Source organism: Paenibacillus caui (genome assembly GCF_019904135.1).
In the GTDB taxonomy this organism is placed as follows: Bacteria; Bacillota; Bacilli; order Paenibacillales; family Paenibacillaceae; genus Fontibacillus; species Fontibacillus caui.
The window spans coordinates 70,998-89,131 of record NZ_JAIOGQ010000009.1 but is presented as its reverse complement, the minus strand read 5'-3'; the positions used below and the strand labels follow the sequence as shown (position 1 = coordinate 89,131).

The 18,134-nt window shown below is 50.7% G+C and carries 16 protein-coding genes; 11 read left to right on the top strand and 5 right to left on the bottom strand.

All coding sequences use genetic code 11. The annotated features are described in order from the left end of the window. Positions 1-137: 137 nt before the first annotated feature. Entirely contained in the window at positions 138-680 is a 543-nt protein-coding gene (locus K7397_RS07480) for a hypothetical protein (protein WP_223067325.1), read from the top strand. 133 nt (positions 681-813) lie between these two features. Here K7397_RS07480 and K7397_RS07475 read toward each other — a convergent pair whose 3' ends face one another. Next, positions 814-984: a hypothetical protein gene (locus K7397_RS07475; protein WP_223067324.1), complete on the bottom strand. Its 171-nt coding sequence runs from the start codon at positions 982-984 to the stop codon at positions 814-816. A 102-nt stretch (positions 985-1,086) separates the two neighbouring features. Further along, a complete protein-coding gene (locus K7397_RS07470) occupies positions 1,087-1,413 on the bottom strand; it encodes a thioredoxin family protein (RefSeq protein WP_223067323.1) in 327 nt (108 codons plus the stop codon). A 635-nt stretch (positions 1,414-2,048) separates the two neighbouring features. On the opposite strand from K7397_RS07470, the gene K7397_RS07465 reads away from it, so the two are divergent. From K7397_RS07465 to K7397_RS07450, 4 genes are all read left to right on the top strand, one after another. Beyond that, complete coding sequence (locus tag K7397_RS07465; protein WP_223067322.1) at positions 2,049-2,477, top strand: helical membrane plugin domain-containing protein; 429 nt, start codon at positions 2,049-2,051, stop codon at positions 2,475-2,477. A gap of 48 nt (positions 2,478-2,525) precedes the next feature. Beyond that, entirely contained in the window at positions 2,526-3,707 is a 1,182-nt protein-coding gene (locus tag K7397_RS07460) for an NAD(P)/FAD-dependent oxidoreductase (protein ID WP_223067321.1), read from the top strand. 338 nt (positions 3,708-4,045) lie between these two features. Next, positions 4,046-5,803, top strand: coding sequence for a methyl-accepting chemotaxis protein (locus K7397_RS07455; RefSeq protein ID WP_223067320.1), 1,758 nt, complete (start codon positions 4,046-4,048; stop codon positions 5,801-5,803). Positions 5,804-5,933: 130 nt separating this feature from the next. Further along, complete coding sequence (locus K7397_RS07450) at positions 5,934-6,113, top strand: hypothetical protein (RefSeq protein WP_223067370.1); 180 nt, start codon at positions 5,934-5,936, stop codon at positions 6,111-6,113. A gap of 90 nt (positions 6,114-6,203) precedes the next feature. Here the strand turns inward: K7397_RS07450 and K7397_RS07445 are convergent, their stop codons facing one another. Next, positions 6,204-7,412, bottom strand: coding sequence for a DHH family phosphoesterase (locus K7397_RS07445; RefSeq protein ID WP_223067319.1), 1,209 nt, complete (start codon positions 7,410-7,412; stop codon positions 6,204-6,206). Between the two features lie 314 nt (positions 7,413-7,726). On the opposite strand from K7397_RS07445, the gene pyk reads away from it, so the two are divergent. The 3 genes from pyk (at position 7,727) to K7397_RS07430 (ending at position 11,765) form a co-directional block, all read left to right on the top strand. Continuing rightward, on the top strand, positions 7,727-9,142 hold the full coding sequence (gene pyk, locus K7397_RS07440) for a pyruvate kinase (RefSeq protein WP_223067318.1): 1,416 nt from the start codon (positions 7,727-7,729) through the stop codon (positions 9,140-9,142). Between the two features lie 108 nt (positions 9,143-9,250). Further along, complete coding sequence (locus K7397_RS07435; RefSeq protein WP_223067317.1) at positions 9,251-10,405, top strand: winged helix-turn-helix domain-containing protein; 1,155 nt, start codon at positions 9,251-9,253, stop codon at positions 10,403-10,405. 82 nt (positions 10,406-10,487) lie between these two features. Beyond that, positions 10,488-11,765: an MFS transporter gene (locus K7397_RS07430; protein ID WP_223067316.1), complete on the top strand. Its 1,278-nt coding sequence runs from the start codon at positions 10,488-10,490 to the stop codon at positions 11,763-11,765. 91 nt (positions 11,766-11,856) lie between these two features. On the opposite strand, the gene K7397_RS07425 is transcribed toward K7397_RS07430, so the two are convergent. Further along, entirely contained in the window at positions 11,857-11,985 is a 129-nt protein-coding gene (locus K7397_RS07425) for a DUF4023 family protein (protein WP_223067315.1), read from the bottom strand. Positions 11,986-12,242: 257 nt separating this feature from the next. On the opposite strand from K7397_RS07425, the gene K7397_RS07420 reads away from it, so the two are divergent. Then, entirely contained in the window at positions 12,243-13,706 is a 1,464-nt protein-coding gene (locus K7397_RS07420; RefSeq protein ID WP_223067314.1) for a catalase, read from the top strand. 108 nt (positions 13,707-13,814) lie between these two features. Here the strand turns inward: K7397_RS07420 and K7397_RS07415 are convergent, their stop codons facing one another. Next, positions 13,815-15,230 carry a glycosyltransferase family 4 protein gene (locus tag K7397_RS07415; protein ID WP_223067313.1) on the bottom strand — a complete coding sequence of 472 codons (1,416 nt, stop codon included), beginning with the start codon at positions 15,228-15,230 and terminating at the stop codon, positions 13,815-13,817. 383 nt (positions 15,231-15,613) lie between these two features. Here K7397_RS07415 and K7397_RS07410 point away from each other — a divergent pair, with 383 nt between their 5' ends. Continuing rightward, positions 15,614-16,405: an ABC transporter ATP-binding protein gene (locus K7397_RS07410; RefSeq protein ID WP_223067312.1), complete on the top strand. Its 792-nt coding sequence runs from the start codon at positions 15,614-15,616 to the stop codon at positions 16,403-16,405. Further along, complete coding sequence (locus tag K7397_RS07405; protein ID WP_223067311.1) at positions 16,402-18,111, top strand: ABC-2 family transporter permease; 1,710 nt, start codon at positions 16,402-16,404, stop codon at positions 18,109-18,111. Before K7397_RS07410 ends, K7397_RS07405 begins: the two co-directional genes overlap by 4 nt. Positions 18,112-18,134: the final 23 nt, after the last annotated feature.

Below are 18,134 nucleotides of genomic sequence, written 5' to 3'. Positions count from 1 at the left end.
CGAATGCAGCAATAAATAAACAGTTTGTAATCATTTTTAACGGTTTTGAGACCCGATTTTGGCAGAAGAGGAATATAATCAGGTTATGAAATGATTAAATACTTTGCCTGCGTTACAGGTGCATCTAAGGGGTGCGGATGATGTTGAATCGAATGGGCTCATCGTTGCTGCTGTTGATTATGATTGCAGGATTGTCGCTATTGACGCCGTATCAGGCCATCGGTCAAACGAAAGTGATTACGGATAAAGCGGCCGGGGAAGAGGTCACAAAGACGTTCACCGCATATATTCATACGATTAAACAAACGGACGGAACGACTTATGTAAATGTGGATCCGATCAGCTGGTATCAGGGAGAAGCGGCCGATCGTATTTTTAAAGAGCTGGAGCCGGAAGGCTATAAGGAGCTTGGAGGCTCTCCCGACGGGTATTACATTGTGAACAATACGGAAGAGCATGATTCATATGCCGTAAAACCCGATGCGGAAGTGCTCATGCAGCTCTACGACCGTGACGGTCATCCGGAAAATGCGGATATCCGGTGGAATGAGCCGATCACGCTGGACAAATTCGTGACAGTATTAGGCAAGGGCGGACTGCTTGATCCCGCGTCGTTCCCTTATCACATAACGGTGCAGGACGGACAAGTGGTGAAAATTGTACAGCAATATATTCCTTAGGCTTCATGCATCGGATCTCTTTGAAGCCTGACTGACAGCCACTCTTTACAGGGTGGCTGTTTTGCATGCATCGGCTCGTAAAATGAAACAGGCCGCTCCTGTAGCGGAGCGGCCTGACGCGGTTCACGCAAGACTATTCTTTGGAAGATTTCGTTTCCGTTTCGGAATAGGCAACGGGTTTTGCTACCCATTCGTCGGCTTCAGGCTCAATGTCCACGCCGTTTTCCATCTTTTTCTGCTCCGCAAGGGAGTCGCTGTCTTTATTTTGTTTGTTGCGGATTTCTTCTTCATTGGGTTGACCCATCGTAAATTCCTCCTAAGTCTTGATGTTGTCTACTTTGTTTATAGTTGCCCGCTCGAGGCAATTACAAACATGTTTTATCAAGGTTTCGGAGGATGATTCGATTTACACCTGGGAGACCAGCGTCTTCAAATACTCGCGGATTTGATCTGGCGTCTTCGCATATTTGCTGTGCAGGTGGGCAATTTTCTCGCCGTTCTTGTACACGAGAAGGCTGGGAATTCCGCGGACTTCATTCTGCTCGGCAATATCCTGAAATTGCTCCGCATCCATGGCATAAAACCGCTTGTCGGAATTCTCTTCTATAATCGGACCGATGAAACGGTCGAGATTTTTGCAGTCGGGACACCAGTTTGTCTCATATTTAATTACTGTATAACCGTCATCCTGAATCAGATTGCGGTACTGCTCTTCCGATTGAATCTTCTCCATAAATGTGCAGCCTCCTATACCTTGAAATGTGATCTTTGTCCTTGCAAAAGAAGGACAGCTTCATTATATACCCCCACCTCCTATACCGCAACCGGCTTTAGCCTGCAGCTCCGGGATGATTGGCGGTAGAAAAAGGCCTGGTTCGGTGATAATCCTCGTGGGGCCGGTATAATGGCTCTACCTGCAAACAGCGCAAAATACTTGTGAAAACCCTTTCGTCTGACAAAATTCACGTCGTTTCTGCCCATGGGAAACCGGTTTGTTCTTTAAAATTTGAATGATAAGGTCAGATAAATGCGAATAATGCAATAGAATAACGCATAAAATGTATGCAAAATTTAGAAAAGTTCAAAAATTTATTTCAACTTGATATTTAAAAGGTGTAATATAGGAGAAGAGAGTTCGTTTCGGACTGTTGTTATTCACCATTTCGTCAATAACATTACGGGAATAACCTGCGATGATGTGGTTTGCGTATAGAGTAGGCCCATGGTGTAGGGGCTCTTTTTTGTGGGTAAAATAGAGACGAGTGGCTGATCGGCATATCGCACAAGCTGATGCTTTCCGAATTTATTGGCATCAGTGTGCCCGAATAAAGACGGACTGCAATCTAAGCGTAAAGGAGGACGTTCCAAATGTCACAAACTATTAATCAATCCGATGCACAAGGGGCTCAGACTGCTGCAAACACGAAGGATCTGGTCGATCAACTGCTTAAGCCTGAGGTACAGCAATCTCTAGCCGCCCTTGTGGATAATCTGCCCAAGCTGACGGAAATGGTGAACACCATGACTCAAGCCTATGATGTGGTGCAGGCTCTGGCTACTGACAAAGTCTTTGTTGAGGACATCAAAGCAGGTTTTTCGGGCGTTGTAGGTCCGGTTGTCGGAATAGCGAAGAATGCTGCTGCAACAGCCATTGAAGCCGGTGAGCGCGTGAAGCGTGATCAATCGCCAAACGTTAGCGTTTTCGGCCTCTTGAAGATGCTGAAAGATCCTAACGTGCAGAAGGCGCTGAAATTCAGCCAGGCTTACCTGGATGTGCTGAACGGCCAGAAGAAGTAATCGTAAAATAAATCATAATGAAATAAGCATACCGAACGGAGGATGGAAATGTCGAAGCAAATATTGATTTTGGGCGGCGGATACGGCGGACTGCTGAGCGCGCTCACTGCGCGTGAATACCTAAGCGCTGAAGAAGCTGCCATCACGGTCGTTAACCGGTACCCAACGCATCAGATTATTACGGAATTGCACCGTCTGGCTGCCGGCAACATTGATGAGAAGGCTGTAGCTCTTCCTTTGGAAAGACTGCTGAGCGGCAAGAATGTCAAGCTGGTTGTCGATTCGGTTGAGGCGATCTCTCCGGACGAGAAGCAGGTTAAGCTCGCAAGCGGCGCAACTTATAAATATGACGCGTTGGTTATCGCGCTGGGCAGTGAAACGGCGTTCTTCGGAATTCCAGGGCTGAAAGAAAACAGCCTTACGCTAAAATCGGTGGATGAAGCCCATCGTATTTTTGAAACGGTTAAAACACGCCTTGACGCCTACAAAGTATCCAAGAACAAAGCGGATGCTACTTTTGTTGTGGGCGGCGGCGGTTTGACCGGCGTCGAGCTTGCCGGCGAATTCGCAGACGAACTTCCTGAGCTTTGCCGTCAAAGAGGCATCGACTATAACGATATTTCGCTTTACTGCGTTGAGGCAGGTCCTACGATTCTGGCCGGATTCCCTGCAGAGCTCGTGGAGCGCGCTACAGTCAGTCTGGAGGCGCGTGGCGTTAAATTCCTGACCGGCGTGCCGATTACCGAGCTGAAGGATAACAAGGTGCTCCTGAAAGACGGAAGCTCCATTGAATCCAGCACGGTGATTTGGACAGGCGGCGTACAAGGCAACTCGCTGGTAGGGGAAAGCGGAATCGAAGTCAATCGTGGACGCGCAACCGTTACAGATACGCTCCAATCCACGTCCCATAAAGACATTTTCCTCGCGGGCGACAGCGCCGTGGTATTCCCGAAAGAGGGCGAACGTCCTTATCCGCCAACCGCTCAGATCGCATGGCATATGGGTGAAACGGTCGGTTACAACCTGTCCGTCTTCTTCAAAGGCGGCACAATGGAGTCGTTCCATTATGTCAGCTCCGGTACGCTCGGAAGCCTTGGCCGCAAAGACGGCATCGCCATGGTTGGCGGCAGCAGCACCCGCCTGAAAGGCATGCCTGCGTCCCTGATGAAGGAAGCCAGCAACATTCGTTACCTGGCACGCATTAAAGGATTGTCTGCACTCGCTTATTAATATTTATTCATGGAAAAGCCGCTCCTTAAGCTGAAGGGGCGGTTTTTTTCATGCAGAATTGGTATGGCTGGTGTATAATAAGTCTAAAACTCTCAGAATACATACAGGAGAAGTACGCATAGGCAAACAAAGCGCAGATGCCTGAAAAACGACGACAACCGAGCCGGCGCTTCTCGCAAGCGGAAGGATTTCAAATGAAATCCCTTACACATTATGTAAATAACCACTGGTCTATTTCATGAATTTGCTGAAAGATGTGAAAAAAACTAAACATTTAGACCTATATTGACGAAAAATATAGGAGAGGGGAATCATATAGAAAGGGCGGAGAAGGACCTATGATGAAGCGGCTACGACAAAGCATGATTACCCGTTTGAGCGGATTGGCGATCCTTTGTTTCGTTATTGTTATCGCCGGAATTGGATTCGTTTCCTATAATGAACAGAAGAGTTTATATTACGATCAGCTTAAAACCAACGTGACTCTGATTCAAAAGCCGTTGCAGGAACAAGGGACAACCCTCGAGCAGGCTATCCTTAGGCTTGGAAACGATAAGAAACCGGATTTATCTCAGGTCTGGTTCCAGTCGACCCAGCAAGCGATGGATATGTTTAGCGGAACAGGTGTAATTGCGAACACCTATTTACTCCAGCCCAAAGAGAAAGAGCAGCAAACTAACGGGAAGGCGACCCGGAATATTCTTTTTGCCAACAACGGAATGTACAAGCAGGGTCTAACTCCGATGACACCTTTCGAATTGCCTTCCGCGGTCAAGAAAGCCATTGATTCGGCGGAAAGCACCGGGCAAGGTCTGACATCGGTCTATAGCGACAAACAAGGGAAATGGATCAGTGCAATGGCTCCCATTAAAAATGAGAGGGGCAAAGAGCTCGGCGTACTGGTCATCGACTTCGACTATGACATCATTATGAAGCAGTTGAACAAAAGCTTATGGTCTGCCGCATTGATCGGCATTATAGCCGGAATTGCCGGGATTGTCCTTATTGTCTTGATGATCTACTGGATGCTGAAGCCGATCGGTCAATTGTCCCGTATTACGAAAAAAGTGGCCGAGGGCGACCTGACGCAAACGCCGGATATTAAACGCAACGATGAAATCGGTATGCTGTCGAATCATTTCAGCACGATGATTCTTAATATTCGGGACATGATCTCCAAGATCGGACATTCTTCGCAAGAGGTGTCCCAAACGACGGAAGCCTTGAAGCTCGGTTCTGAGCAGACTTCCCAGGCCGCTTATTCGATTACGCAATCCATTGCCGAAGTAGCTGCCGGCTCGGACCGGCAGAAGCGCAGCACGGAGGAAAGCGGCAGAGGACTCGAAGAAATGTCGATAGGCATTCAGCGCATTGCCGAGTCAGCGTCCGTCGCAGCGGAGTCTTCCTCGAGCGCTCTCAGCGTTGCCGGAAAAGGCGGAGAGCAAGTGCAGCGCAATTTGCAGCAAATGAATTCCATGCGTTCTATGGTGGAGGAAGTTGCCGGCTCTATTCGTCAATTGGGCGTATTGTCGAAGGAGATTGGCGACATTACGGGGCTGATATCGGATATTGCCCAGCAGACTAACCTTCTGGCGCTGAATGCCGCGATCGAAGCGGCAAGAGCCGGTGAACACGGCCGCGGTTTCTCCGTTGTGGCGGATTCCATTCGTAAGCTTGCCGAGCAGTCCCGCACCTCCAGCGATAAAATCTACGAGCTGATTCAGGTCATCCAGAAGAGCACCGCGGAAGCGATAAACATGATGGATCGGGGCTCGATCGCGGTTAAGGATATGTCTGAAACCGTAAATGGGGTTCACATGGCTTTTAATGATATTGTCAGCTCTGTAGAAGATGTAACCAAGCAGATTATGGAAGTATCCGCTTCGTCCCAGCAAATGTCTGCAAGTTCCGAACAGGTTACGGCATCCATCGTGGAGCTGTCGAGCATATCCAAGCAAACATCCGAGTTCACGCAGAACGTGGCGGCTTCCGCCGAAGAGCAGCAGGCTTCCATGGAGGAGATTGCTTACTCCATTAAATCCTTGAACGAAATGGCCGAAAATCTGCGCCAGGCGATCGTAAAATTTAAAGCCTAACAGAGTGTAAAGGGCCGGCTGAGTGCCGGGAGTCTCGATTTTTGGGTGCATGCATTCGCCTTGGGGATGGCATACTAGGGCAGCGACCTATTCAAATGGTTAATGACAACCTAAGGGAGGCGTTTGTTCGATGACAAAGGACAAGCATCAAAAGCGGGAACGCCAGATTGCCAGCAACAACGGTCAAAGCGATACGGCCGGCAGCCGCGGCGAACTTCAATCCGGACGGCTGAGCCAATTCAAGAACCACAGCCTTGGAGATGGCGGAGCACCCAATGAATATTTGAACAGCGAGAGCGAGAAAGACTAAAAGGCCTGGGTAGCGAAGGCTGCATCAGGCGTTTGTTAAAAGCCCACGTTTTGTGGGCTTTTTTCATTTTCTGGAGCTGCTCACCCTAGGTCATTCATCTTTTTCAGACATCCGGTACCGCTTTAATTTGCCCGTCAGCCATTTCACCAACTGATCGTCGCGCACCAGCCAAACCTTATGTTTCCGCTTCAAAAAGCGCTCCGCTTCAGCAAAGCTGCCAAAGCGTTCCTTCAGCATGGCATCGTTCCACTCCACAACCCATTCATTGTCCTCCATGGATACAAAAATCATGGCGCCGTCCGGGCTCTCAAATAAGGATCCGGATTCCTGGCCTTTCAAATTATAACGGTTGCGGAATGCATCGGGACGGAGGGGTTCCAGCACAAATGTGCCGGCAACAAATGACCGGTACACCTCTTCCGTCATCGTACACCCCGAAGCCTTGGCATGACCGCCTCCTCCGTAACGGCCCGCGATTTCCGAGACATCGACATCATCATGGATCGTGCGCAAGCTCATTTTTCTGCCCCCCATATTCAAAATAGCGATGTAATCAAGATGCGGATGATCTTTGCCGAGAGTGCTGGCCAGCTCGGAGTGGTACGATTCAGCGTGCACAATTCCCGCGCATTCCTTGCCGATGTATGTCTGAACGAGCTCTCTCCTCTTGCGGCGGATGTAACGCTCGATTTTATCCTCTTCCAAATCAAGCAGCTTTTTCTCAAACTCATCAAACTCAAACGGTCCGCCGGATTGCAGCCGGCTAATCATTTTCTCTTCGAACTCATCAATGGACACCATGTAAAACAAATCGTTCAGCCGTTTGGCCTGCTGCCGGCCCGCGTTCTCCCATTCCCACGTATCGTACAGCCGCACGAGCTCAACAAAGTCATCCAGCGCTTCCGTAGGTTCGAGCAGCCGCTGGCGGATGAGATAGTCATACAAGAGCGACGTGGCAGCCGCGGGTCTCCCATCCCGGTGCTCTACATGTACAGACCCCCAGGGATGCGTGTTGTAATGAAGAGCCGTTTTGTGATGATCGATCAGCTTGAGCTCACCGCCTTCCGCCGCATAGGCTTGCAGCAGCTGTTCCGTATCTTCGCTTACCGACAGATCCGTGATAATCAGAAAGTCGGACCCGATTCCTTTTTCGGCAGCGCGTTCCAGAAAGCGCTCCACCTGCTGGCTGACCCCGCCGAGCGAATTGTAGCGGACCTCCACATTCGTGCCAAAAGCGCATTTGGCGATAATACCGCACCCTACCCCGTCCAGATCGTTATGTGTATATATGTGATACATCCTCCACAGCCTCCATCTATCCGATTATTTCATACTCGCCGCTGAACAAAAGCGATTAATATAGCGCAGCTTATACTTTTCCCCTATTTTGTTCCGGAAATACAATCCATACGCCTGAACAAATGATTCCCCCGTGATTCTTTGGTTCAGACTTATATAGGTTTGCCCCAAATTACGCATACTTGAACTTATCCCCGAAACATTGTTCACAGGACGGTCACTTGAACGGTCATTACTGATGTAAAAGGTGGGATACTGCCCGTGATTAGGGTAAAATCTAATAGACAGCATTTATCCAGAGGAGGCTTGATATCATGCAAAAAACAAAAATCATTTGTACGCTCGGACCTGCCTGCGACTCCCCCGAAGTCCTGAAGGAGATGATCCGGGCGGGTATGACTGTTGGCCGGCTGAATATGGCCCATGGAGAGCTGGAAGAGCATGCAAGACGCATCGACAATGTCCGGGGCATGGCGAGGGAACTGGGCACCTTTATTCCCATCATGCTGGACATCAAGGGTCCGGAAATTCGCATCGGAAAGCTGAAGGAGGAGTCGGTATTTCTTCATCCGGGGGAAGAGATTACGCTGACGGCGGAGACGATATTGGGGGATGCGTCCCGGATTTCCGTCAATTATCCCGACATGCCGAAAGTGGTCAAGCCGGGAGACCGTGTTCTAATCAATGACGGACTGATAGAACTTACGGTGCTGGAGGCAGAGGGTACGGAAATGCGCTGCACCATTGTGAGCGGCGGGACGCTGAAGCCTACGAAAGGGGTCAACCTGCCCGGCGTCAAAACGACGCTGCCAGGAGTTACGGAGCGCGATATCCGGCATATCGAGTTCGGTCTTTCGCACGTCATCGAGATGATCGCCGCTTCGTTCGTTCGGAAGGGCGACGATATCAGGGAAATCCGGCGGATTCTGGAGCAGCACGGGGCAGGGCATGTTCAGATCATTTCCAAGATTGAGAACGGGGAAGGGATCGAGGGTCTGGATGACATCCTGGAAGCTTCCGACGGCGTCATGGTAGCGCGCGGCGATTTGGGCGTGGAAGTGCCGGTGGAGGATGTGCCGATGCTGCAAAAGGAAATCATCGACAAGTGCAACCGCGCCGGAAAACCGGTTATTGTGGCGACCCATATGCTGGAATCGATGCAGGTCAACCCGCGTCCAACCCGCGCCGAGGTCGGGGATGTCTTTAATGCTGTCGTTCAGGGCGCGGACGTGGTCATGCTGTCCGGAGAATCGGCGGCAGGGAAATATCCGGCTCAGGCGGTTCGCACCATGGCGACCGTTGCCAAAAAAGCGGAGAGCATCCTTGATTACCAGGACCAATTTATCAAGAAAAGAACCCAGCAGCCATCGGACATTACGGAAGTCATCAGCCAAAGCGCGGTTAACGCTTCTCTGGAGCTGGATGCGGAAGCGATCATTATTTCGACCGAGAGCGGGTTTACGGCGCGGATGGTATCCAAATACCGCCCCAAGGCGCCGATCATTGCCGTTACCCCGCACGAAGAAGTACTGCCGAAAATCTGCCTTTTGTCCGGCGTTATTCCGGTTCTCGGGGAGAAAGTGGCTACAACCGACGAAATGTTCGAGTCGGCCATCCGCAACGCCCTGAACACCGGATATATCCACAAGGGAGACACGGTTGTCTTGTCTGCGGGTATTCCGGTCATGCAGGCCGGAACGACCAACCTCGTGAAAGTGCAGAAGGTATAACCTGGCGGATTCGGCCAACCGATTAAGGGCAACCTTTCTGGATCGCATGATAACGTAAGCTGATATAATGGGGATAGCGTGTAGAATGCAGAAAAAGAAGGGTTGTCTATGGGCCTGCAATTGGACGAAAGCGAATATAAGGTATATGCGGACGGAAGGGTCATGGAGCTGCTGCCAAAGGAGTTTGCACTGCTTCAATTTTTATACACAAACCGGGGTATAACCTTCAATCGCGCGCAGCTCCTGGATCAGGTCTGGCCGCTGGAATATCCGGTTGAACGGACGGTAGACGATCATATCTACCGGCTGCGAAAAAAGCTCAGAAGCATTCACGGCCTGGAGATCAGGACGGTTCGCGGATATGGATACAGCCTCGCCATACAGGAGCCTTCAGCCGGATCTCCCACTCATCCTACGATAAGGGATCGGGAAGTTCGGGATGCGATGCGCGAAATCTTTTGCAAATACCATCAATACGGACAGGGGAAATCCATGCTCAGTCTTGCAGAGCAGCAGGGTGCGCTCGGTTATGAAATGGATCCGTTCTATGCGATCTATGTCCACTTCGTACAAGGGGACTGGGATTGGCTGCTGAATACGGAGGAGGTTCCGCTGGGCGAACGCCTCTACTTGCTGCTCCTGATCTTTATCTTTTCCGGCGATCCCGTGAAAGGGATAGAATTCTGCGAGAAGGCTCTGGAGAACAAGGCTTTGTCCCCTTTCCGGCACATTGAGATGGAATTTCTCAACATTATTGAGCTGTATGCCTGGACAGGACAATTGGACAGAGCGGTGGAAAGAATCGGACTGGGCCGCCGGCTGTTTATCGGACCGGAATTTGCAAATTTCCTGCTCCCTGCAGCTATTATGGAGATGCTTGTCCAGCTTCTTGCAGGTAAACCGGATGAGGAACTCGCCATGCAGGCGGGGAGAATCGAAAACATACTGTCTGAAAAACCTTACCTCCGCGAAAAAGGCAGCTATCATATCGTCAAGGGTCTGTGGTTTGTGACAAGAGGAGAATGCAGCGAAGGCGAGAGCTTGCTGGATAAAGGTCTGGATATTCTGGATATGTCCGGATTTATTCCTTTAAGAATGCATGCGCTTAACCGGCTTTTTCATTCCTTTCGGATTCTGGGCTGCCATGGGCCCATGCAGCTCAAGTACGGGAGACTTCTCCGAGAAGAGCAAAGAAGGCAGGAGATGAACCGGTTCGGGCAGCCGCTGGAAGCGACCCTTCTGAACTATCTGGATAGCCTCTGATATTTCCCTGATATTCCTCTGATATTCCTTCATTAACATGAAGATCAAGACAACGATCTTTACAAAATGGAGGAAAGAAGAGATGAAATCATCATCCACACTTAAAACAGACCTGCTCAAAAATAAAGTCTATTCTCGTGTTTACACAGCATATGCGGCAGCAACCTTAGGTGACTGGTTCGATTCGCTGGCCATCATGGCTCTCGCGGTCTACAAATGGCAATCCAGCCCCTTGATGCTGGCGCTGATTCCTGTAGCGTTCGCGCTTCCCGGTGTTTTGCTGGGATCGATTTCAGGAGTGGTGGCCGATCGGTTTAACAAGCTAAGGCTGATGCGCCTTTGCGATCTGCTGACCGCTTTATTGACAGTGGTCATTTTGTTTGCTCCGGGCATGACCTGGCTTCTTCCCTTGCTGACGCTGCGTTCAGCCCTTTCCACCTTCAGCGTTCCTGCCCAGCAGGCTTTAACCCGGAGCATCGTTCGGGAGGATCAGCTGCTGCAGGCAACTTCATTGAACGGATTAGTTGGACAAGGCTCCAAAATTGCTGGGCCGCTCCTGGGAGGTACGGCGCTGCTCGTCTTATCCCCGCAGTGGTGCATCTTGGTAAATGCCATGGCTAGACTAGCTTCCTATCTCCTGCTACTGAGTGTCCGAAATACAGGGGACACAAAAGCACAAGCCACTGACGAAGCAGCCCGGCCCATTCGGTTTCGCACCATGTGGCGGGAAGGGTGGAGCTATTTGCTCGGCAACAGACTTCTGCTCAGCATGATGGTGTACAGCCTTGCGGGTATGGTGGCCATTCTGGTGGTGGATTATCAGTTTACGAGCCTGTTTCGCGCATTGGCGCCTGAAAAAACCTATCTGCTCGGCTATTTTATCGCTGCGACAGGCATTGCGGCCGTGCTGATCATGCTGGTTATGGGGAAAATGAACAGACAATCCGGGTATGGCCTAAAATTAGGCGGCGCATACATTCTGATCGGAGTTTCGCTTGCAGGAGTGGCTCTCCTTCAGCCGGGTGTGTCTGTCGTTCCGGTGCTCATTCTGGGACTTGTGTTGGGACTGGGCAATGGGATATTTATCGTCACCTTCAATTATAGCCTGCAAAAAGAGACGCCGCCTCATATGACCGGCCGCATCTTCGGGATTCAAAATACGCTGCTTGGCGTTGTTCAGATAGGAGCCCCGCTGCTTGGAGGCGCATTGGTCCAGGCTTCCGGTCCAAGCCGTATTTTTCTTGTGGTAGGCCTAATCGTCATGGCGATCGGAACGGGGGGGTTACTGCTAGGCCGGCTTCTGTGGCCGGCAGAGGAGACGGACCGGGTACATGAAGATCACGCCGAATTGCCCGGTTGATGCCCTCCAATGTTTAATTCATGCAGAAACGGATGCCGTCTTTGTAAGGACGGCTTGCCGTTTCTAATTTATATTTCCGCTATTGTTCCTGCTACTTGTTTGTCCCATGCTGCTTTGTCGGCAGTGCAGCGTTTGGCGAGCCTTTGCCCCGTTTCCTGTTTCGCTCGGCTTTCGCCTGGTTTTCATGCAGCTTCTCCACATATTCGTGCGTATTTTCCAAGGGTCTCGTTAGCCTCCTTTCCACAAGATCGTCCCCATTTACTATGCCCTATCCGTTCGCCAATCATGAGAATGCAAATGCCAAATAAGTCCCTTCCTATCTTTCGGTTCATCCGGCTTCATCTTACTTCATTTATGCCCCCGAATCATTCATCCGTTTATCATCGAATCTTCATGATACCGGTCTGCCTATGTGTTAGAATGAATTCAGAAATTAGATCAAGTCTAAATATAGGGAGAAAGAGGTGTACCCGATCGATGGATCAAAGACTGACGACTAACCAGGGAGCGCCGGTAGGCGACAATCAAAATTCGAGAACAGCCGGAAGAAGCGGACCTACGCTGCTTGAGGATTATCATCTGCTGGAGAAGCTCGGGCACTTTGACCGTGAGCGGATTCCAGAGCGCGTCGTTCACGCGCGCGGAGCAGGGGCGCACGGCGTATTCCGGGCGGAAGAGAACCTGAGCCGATATACCAAGGCGCATTTCTTGCAGGAAGCAGGACGGGAAACGCCTGTATTTGTCCGGTTTTCGACGGTGATTCACGGGACGGGATCTCCTGAAACGGCCCGCGATCCGCGCGGGTTTGCGGTTAAATTTTACACGGAGGAAGGCAACTACGATCTCGTCGGCAACCATCTGCCGGTGTTCTTTATCCGCGATGCCATCAAATTCCCGGACATGGTGCATTCCCTGAAGCCATCGCCGGCTACCAACGTCCAGGAGCCTGGGCGCTACTGGGATTTCATGACGCTTTCGCCGGAATCAACGCACATGATGACATGGGTGTTCTCCGATAACGGGACGCCGGCAAATTACCGGCAGATGGACGGTTTCGGCGTGCACGCCTTCAAATGGGTGAATGCCGAAGGCAAAGTGACGTACGTGAAATACACGTGGAAATCGAGGCAGGGTGTCCGCAACCTGTCCGCGGATGAAGTCACGGAGGTTCAGGGGAAAGACTTCAACCATGCAACACGCGATCTGTTCGATCATATCGAACGGGGAGACTTCCCGGAGTGGGAGCTGTATGTGCAGCTGATGCCGCCGGAAGATTTGGATGCGTGGAGCTATGATCCGCTGGACGCTACCAAAGTATGGCCGGAAGAGAACTATCCTCTCATGAAGGTCGGAACGATGACGCTGAACCGGAATCCGCAAAATTATTTTGCCGAAGTAGAGCAGGCCGCGTTCTCCCCGAGCGCAACCGTGCCCGGCATTGAGCCGTCGGAAGACAAACTGCTGCAGGGCAGGCTCTTCTCTTATCCGGATACGCAGCGGTACCGCCTTGGCGCTAACTATTTGCAAATTCCGATCAACTGTCCTTACGCGCCGGTGCGCACTCATCAGCGCGACGGCCTCATGAACGTCAATCAGGATCCGTCGCCTGTGAATTACGAGCCGAACAGCCATTCCGGCAGCCCGGTCGAGGCGCCTGCCTACCGTGACAGCGTGATGCCTCTTCACGGCCAGGCAGGACGGGAAAAAATCGAGAAAACCGATGATTTCAAGCAGGCCGGTGAGCTGTATCGAAGCTTTACGGATGTGGAGAAGGACCATTTGATTCGCAACCTGGTTGACGATTTGAGCCAGACCAGCGAGCAGATTCAGCTGCGGGCCATTTGCAACTTTTTCCGCGCAGATGCGGAATACGGCATGCGTCTCGCCAAAGGGCTGGGTATAGACATCAGCGGGTTCGTACCGGCCGGAACGAACCGTTAATATAGATGAGCAAGTGAAGCAACCCCGGAGAACCGCATGAGCGTCGCCGGGGTTGTTTTGTTATTGGTTCCGTTCTTCCTTGATTCCAGATATCCATGCTCATGGATGTTATGTGACTTGGGAATAGTAGATGCTCTCATAAGCATGGGCTTCCTGTTCAATCGTAGGAATGAGGACGGTATTCATATTGGATTTGAAAGTGTTTAATAAGGCGGGATTAGCGAGCAGTGCCCGGATTCGCGCAGCGAGATGTCTGGCGTCGCCTAAGCGGAAAGTATAGCCGTTGACTCCGTTCTGTACCTTTTCCTTCATTCCGCCTGCATCTGATACGATGGCCGGAACGTTATAGGACAGCGCTTCAAGAAGCGCGAGTGGATAGTTTTCATACCAGACAGACGGAACGATGGCAACATCTACATGTTGATAGATTTGCGGAAGATCACTCTCCGCGTATGGCCCGCACAGTTCCACACGTCTATCTAAAGCCGCCATCTGCTGCAGCTTTTCCGTATAAGCCGCTGGTCCGGAGCCGTAGATTTTTAGCCTCAGCCGATTCGATTTAATTTGGGACATTGCTTCGAGAATGAGATGTACGCCTTTATGATCGTTTAGTGATCCTCCATAGAAAAGAGTGAGCCTGTCGCCGCGCCGATATACTTTTGTATTCCTTAGAGCCGGATCGCGATTAATACCGTGACTAAGCACCTCCACCTGCAGATCAGGCAGCGAATATTTCATCATCGAGGCGAGAAACAACGAAGGTGACAATATTTTTCGGGCCGATTGCAGCAGGGGAATGTGTGTCGCGAGTCTCTGCTGGACATCCGGAATCTGGCAATGCAGCAGACAGGCAGCGCCTTGTTCCGGTCCTGCACACAGATTGCCGCTCGTATGAAGCATGATCCCTTTCGGACAAGCAAACCAAAAGTCCGTTAAGGTGATCATGTAGGGTACGCCGGCACCTAAGCTTGCCTGCATAAACTCCATCGCCCGCATCGGATGCCCAATATGAATAAGATCAGGTTGTTCCTGGGCAATGACTTTATCTGCAAATGCAGTCAAATCGGGATTGCCAATTTCAAATGACTGGGCCGGATCCGCATGTCTTGGCCGATAGGCAACCACAGGAACCCCTTCATAGTCATATTCATGGTAAACGACATTACCGTCCGCAGCGGGAAAAGTATCGGGATCTCTTCCGCTGAAAGCGGCGACTTTCACGCGATGCCCTTTGCTGAGCATTGCCTTGGCCATATTTAGTACGAATTTCTCGGTTCCGGTATAGGAATCGGGGAAAAATTGGTGGACCAAATATAAAATATTGAGCGGTCTTTCTGGTGTTCCGCGATTCGCCAGCTGAGGGTCATAATGGTTGACTTCCGGCAACTGCAGTTTGGGAACATGGATCAGGGGGCGCGGCTCAAATGCTCGAACATGCTTGTTGCCCGCCCGCCGTTTTAAAAGATGTCCTTTTCGTTTGAGCCAGTGCAGCCTCCTTCTCAGATGGGGTTTGCGCGTGAACAACAAGCGTCTCTTTCTTATTCTTTTCGTTAACGTTTTTTTGCTGCGATTTAGGCCGGGTCTAATTTTTATGCGGATTCGTTTCATGTTCATTTGACGTTTTGCTGCGAATCGCTTTCCTCTTTTCTTTTGCGACAAAGGTAACACCTCCCGTCACAGATTTGTCCCTCGAATCAAGACATATGTCTTATACTATATGTTCATTGAAAGCAAAAGTTCGCGGGGGGTTCCGTGGATTTTCAATACGCCTCTTGCTGCCAATCACCTTAGATAGGTTAGGAAGATCACATATGCTATAATATTGACCTGGTATAATAAGGAATAATTAAATGGTGAATGGTGATGTTCCAATCATAATAGAGAAGGAACATGGGAGGAGAGAGAAAATGGACAATAACAAACCTGTCATCACGATTCGGGATTTGCGGATGAGGTACGGCGAGAGATTTGTATTGAACGGCATTGATCTGGATGTGTACCAAGGGCAGATTATTGGCTATATCGGGCCGAATGGAGCGGGGAAAAGCACAACGGTCAAGATCATGCTCGGTTTGGTCGAAGGATACACCGGGGAGGTTCGAATTCTGGGCACCGATATTGCCGGAGACAGTATGGATTACAAGCGCAAAATCGGCTATGTCCCGGAAATTGCCGAAATTTATGATACGCTCTCCGCGCAGGAATATTTGACCTTTATCGGCCAGCTGTACGGCATGCGGGAGGATGATGCCGATCGGCGGTCCCGCTATTTAATGGAAATTCTCGGGCTTAAGGACGTTTTTGGCAGCAGAGTCTCCTCTTTCTCCAAAGGGATGAAGCAGAAGGTGCTGCTGATCTCCAGCCTGCTGCACAATCCGGATATTCTGTTTCTGGACGAGCCTCTCAGCGGCCTCGATGCGAACAGCGTCATGGTGGTAAAGGAAATTTTGGCGCTGCTCGCGGAGCAGGGCAAAACGATATTTTACTCGTCGCACATTATGGATGTGGTGGAGAAGATCAGCAGCCGCATTATTCTGATTAACGGAGGGCGGATTGTCGCTGACGGCAGCTTTGTGGAGCTGAAGGAACAAAATCACGAGGGCACGCTGGAAGATATTTTTAACCAGTTGACGGGCTTTAACGAACACCGCAGCCTGGCCGAGCAATTTGTATCGGTTGTGAATGAGGTGAGGATATGAACGATTTCCGGACTTTGAAGCTGCTGGACAGGTTCCGGGGAGCTTTCGAGGGAATGGGGGTTCAGTATGACCAGATGCGGCGGATTTTGCAAGTGAAGCTTACAATGGACGGCCGCAGGGTCCCGACCATTGTGGGGAACTCCTCGCGCAGGCAAAAGGGCACCCTTCTTGGCGGAAGGGAGTCCAGCACGCTGAAGGGACAGAACGGAACCGGCGATGACAGCAACCGGTTTATCCGCTCCCTGTGGGTCTATGCCCTCTTGGGGATCGTCATGATTCCGTTTGTCATTATGGGAAACAATTACATGTTCCAGATGAGTTTTGTGTTCGGCATCATGCTCTTTATGGTCATGACATCGCTTATTTCCGATTTCTCGTCGGTGCTGCTCGACATTCGGGACAAGAACATTTTATATTCCAAGCCGCTGAACCACAGGACGATCAGCATGGCGAAGACGATCCATATTTTGATCTACATGTTGTTCATTACAGCGGCTATCATGCTGCCTTCTTTGCTGGTGGGACTAATCAGAAACGGCATTGTCTTTTTCCTCATCTTCCTGGTTGAAATCGTTCTGATGGATTTTCTGATCGTGGCTCTCACGGCATTTCTGTATTTCCTGGTGCTTCGCTTCTTCGACGGGGAGAAGCTGAAGGACGTGATCAACTACGTACAGATCGGCTTGACCATTGGCATAACGATAGGCTATCAGCTCGTGTTCAGGCTGTTTGATTTCGTAGATTTCTCCTTTCGGTTCCAGCCGAAATGGTGGCAGTTTCTGCTGCCCCCGGTCTGGTTCGCCGGCCCGTTCGAGTACGTGCTGAGCGGAGATCGCAGCGGGTATGTGGCGGCTTTTTCCCTGCTTACCCTCCTGCTGCCGATTGCAGGCATACTGCTGTATATTAAAATGATGCCGGCTTTTGAACGGAATCTGCAGAAGCTGTCGGAACAGACGGGGCGCGAAAGCAAAGGGCTCACCCGGCTGTGGAGGCTGATCGGCAAATGGATGTGCCGGACACGCGAAGAAGCGGTATTCTTCGGCTTTGCTTCCGCCATGATGGCGAAGGAGCGGGAATTCAAGCTGAAGGTGTATCCGACGCTCGGCTTTTCGATTATTTTCCCGTTTATCTTTCTGTTCACGAACCTTCAGGACGGCAGGGGGCTTAGCGACCTTGCAACCGGAAAAATGTATTTGTTCATATATTTTTGCGGGCTCCTTGTTCCATCTGTTGTGATCATGCTTGGTTTCTCCGGCCAGCATAAGGGCGCCTGGATCTTCCGGGCCATTCCGATTCAAGATATGAACGCGGTCTATAAAGGAACGCTCAAGGCTTTCCTTGTGCGCTTGCTGGTGCCTTTGTTTCTGATTGAAGCGATTATTTTCACGGCGATTTTCGGGCTGCGCATTATCCCCGATTTGATCGCGGTGCTGCTGTGTTTGTTTCTGTACACGTTCATTTCCTATCTGCTGCTTGGCCCCGAGCTTCCTTTTTCAGAGCCGTTTCAGGCCGTGCAGACGAACCGGAGTTTGAAAATGATTCCGCTGATGCTGATTCTCGCCGCATTCGGATTTGTACATTACGCAGCAACCGTAATGAGCTACGGTGTGTATTTGTATATGGGCATTCTGCTGATTGCGAATATAATCGCCTGGCACCGGGGCTTCACGGATGTCTCCGGGAAGCGTGGGTTTGCACAACGGTAGGTATGCAGCGGTGGAACCCCATA

Coding starts and splice junctions, on each gene's coding strand:
- K7397_RS07480 (WP_223067325.1), top strand. CDS start 138: ATGATGTTGAATCGAATGGGCTCATCGTTGCTGCTGTTGATTATGATT.
- K7397_RS07475 (WP_223067324.1), bottom strand. CDS start 984: ATGGGTCAACCCAATGAAGAAGAAATCCGCAACAAACAAAATAAAGAC.
- K7397_RS07470 (WP_223067323.1), bottom strand. CDS start 1,413: ATGGAGAAGATTCAATCGGAAGAGCAGTACCGCAATCTGATTCAGGAT.
- K7397_RS07465 (WP_223067322.1), top strand. CDS start 2,049: ATGTCACAAACTATTAATCAATCCGATGCACAAGGGGCTCAGACTGCT.
- K7397_RS07460 (WP_223067321.1), top strand. CDS start 2,526: ATGTCGAAGCAAATATTGATTTTGGGCGGCGGATACGGCGGACTGCTG.
- K7397_RS07455 (WP_223067320.1), top strand. CDS start 4,046: ATGATGAAGCGGCTACGACAAAGCATGATTACCCGTTTGAGCGGATTG.
- K7397_RS07450 (WP_223067370.1), top strand. CDS start 5,934: ATGACAAAGGACAAGCATCAAAAGCGGGAACGCCAGATTGCCAGCAAC.
- K7397_RS07445 (WP_223067319.1), bottom strand. CDS start 7,412: ATGTATCACATATATACACATAACGATCTGGACGGGGTAGGGTGCGGT.
- pyk (WP_223067318.1), top strand. CDS start 7,727: ATGCAAAAAACAAAAATCATTTGTACGCTCGGACCTGCCTGCGACTCC.
- K7397_RS07435 (WP_223067317.1), top strand. CDS start 9,251: ATGGGCCTGCAATTGGACGAAAGCGAATATAAGGTATATGCGGACGGA.
- K7397_RS07430 (WP_223067316.1), top strand. CDS start 10,488: ATGAAATCATCATCCACACTTAAAACAGACCTGCTCAAAAATAAAGTC.
- K7397_RS07420 (WP_223067314.1), top strand. CDS start 12,243: ATGGATCAAAGACTGACGACTAACCAGGGAGCGCCGGTAGGCGACAAT.
- K7397_RS07410 (WP_223067312.1), top strand. CDS start 15,614: ATGGACAATAACAAACCTGTCATCACGATTCGGGATTTGCGGATGAGG.
- K7397_RS07405 (WP_223067311.1), top strand. CDS start 16,402: ATGAACGATTTCCGGACTTTGAAGCTGCTGGACAGGTTCCGGGGAGCT.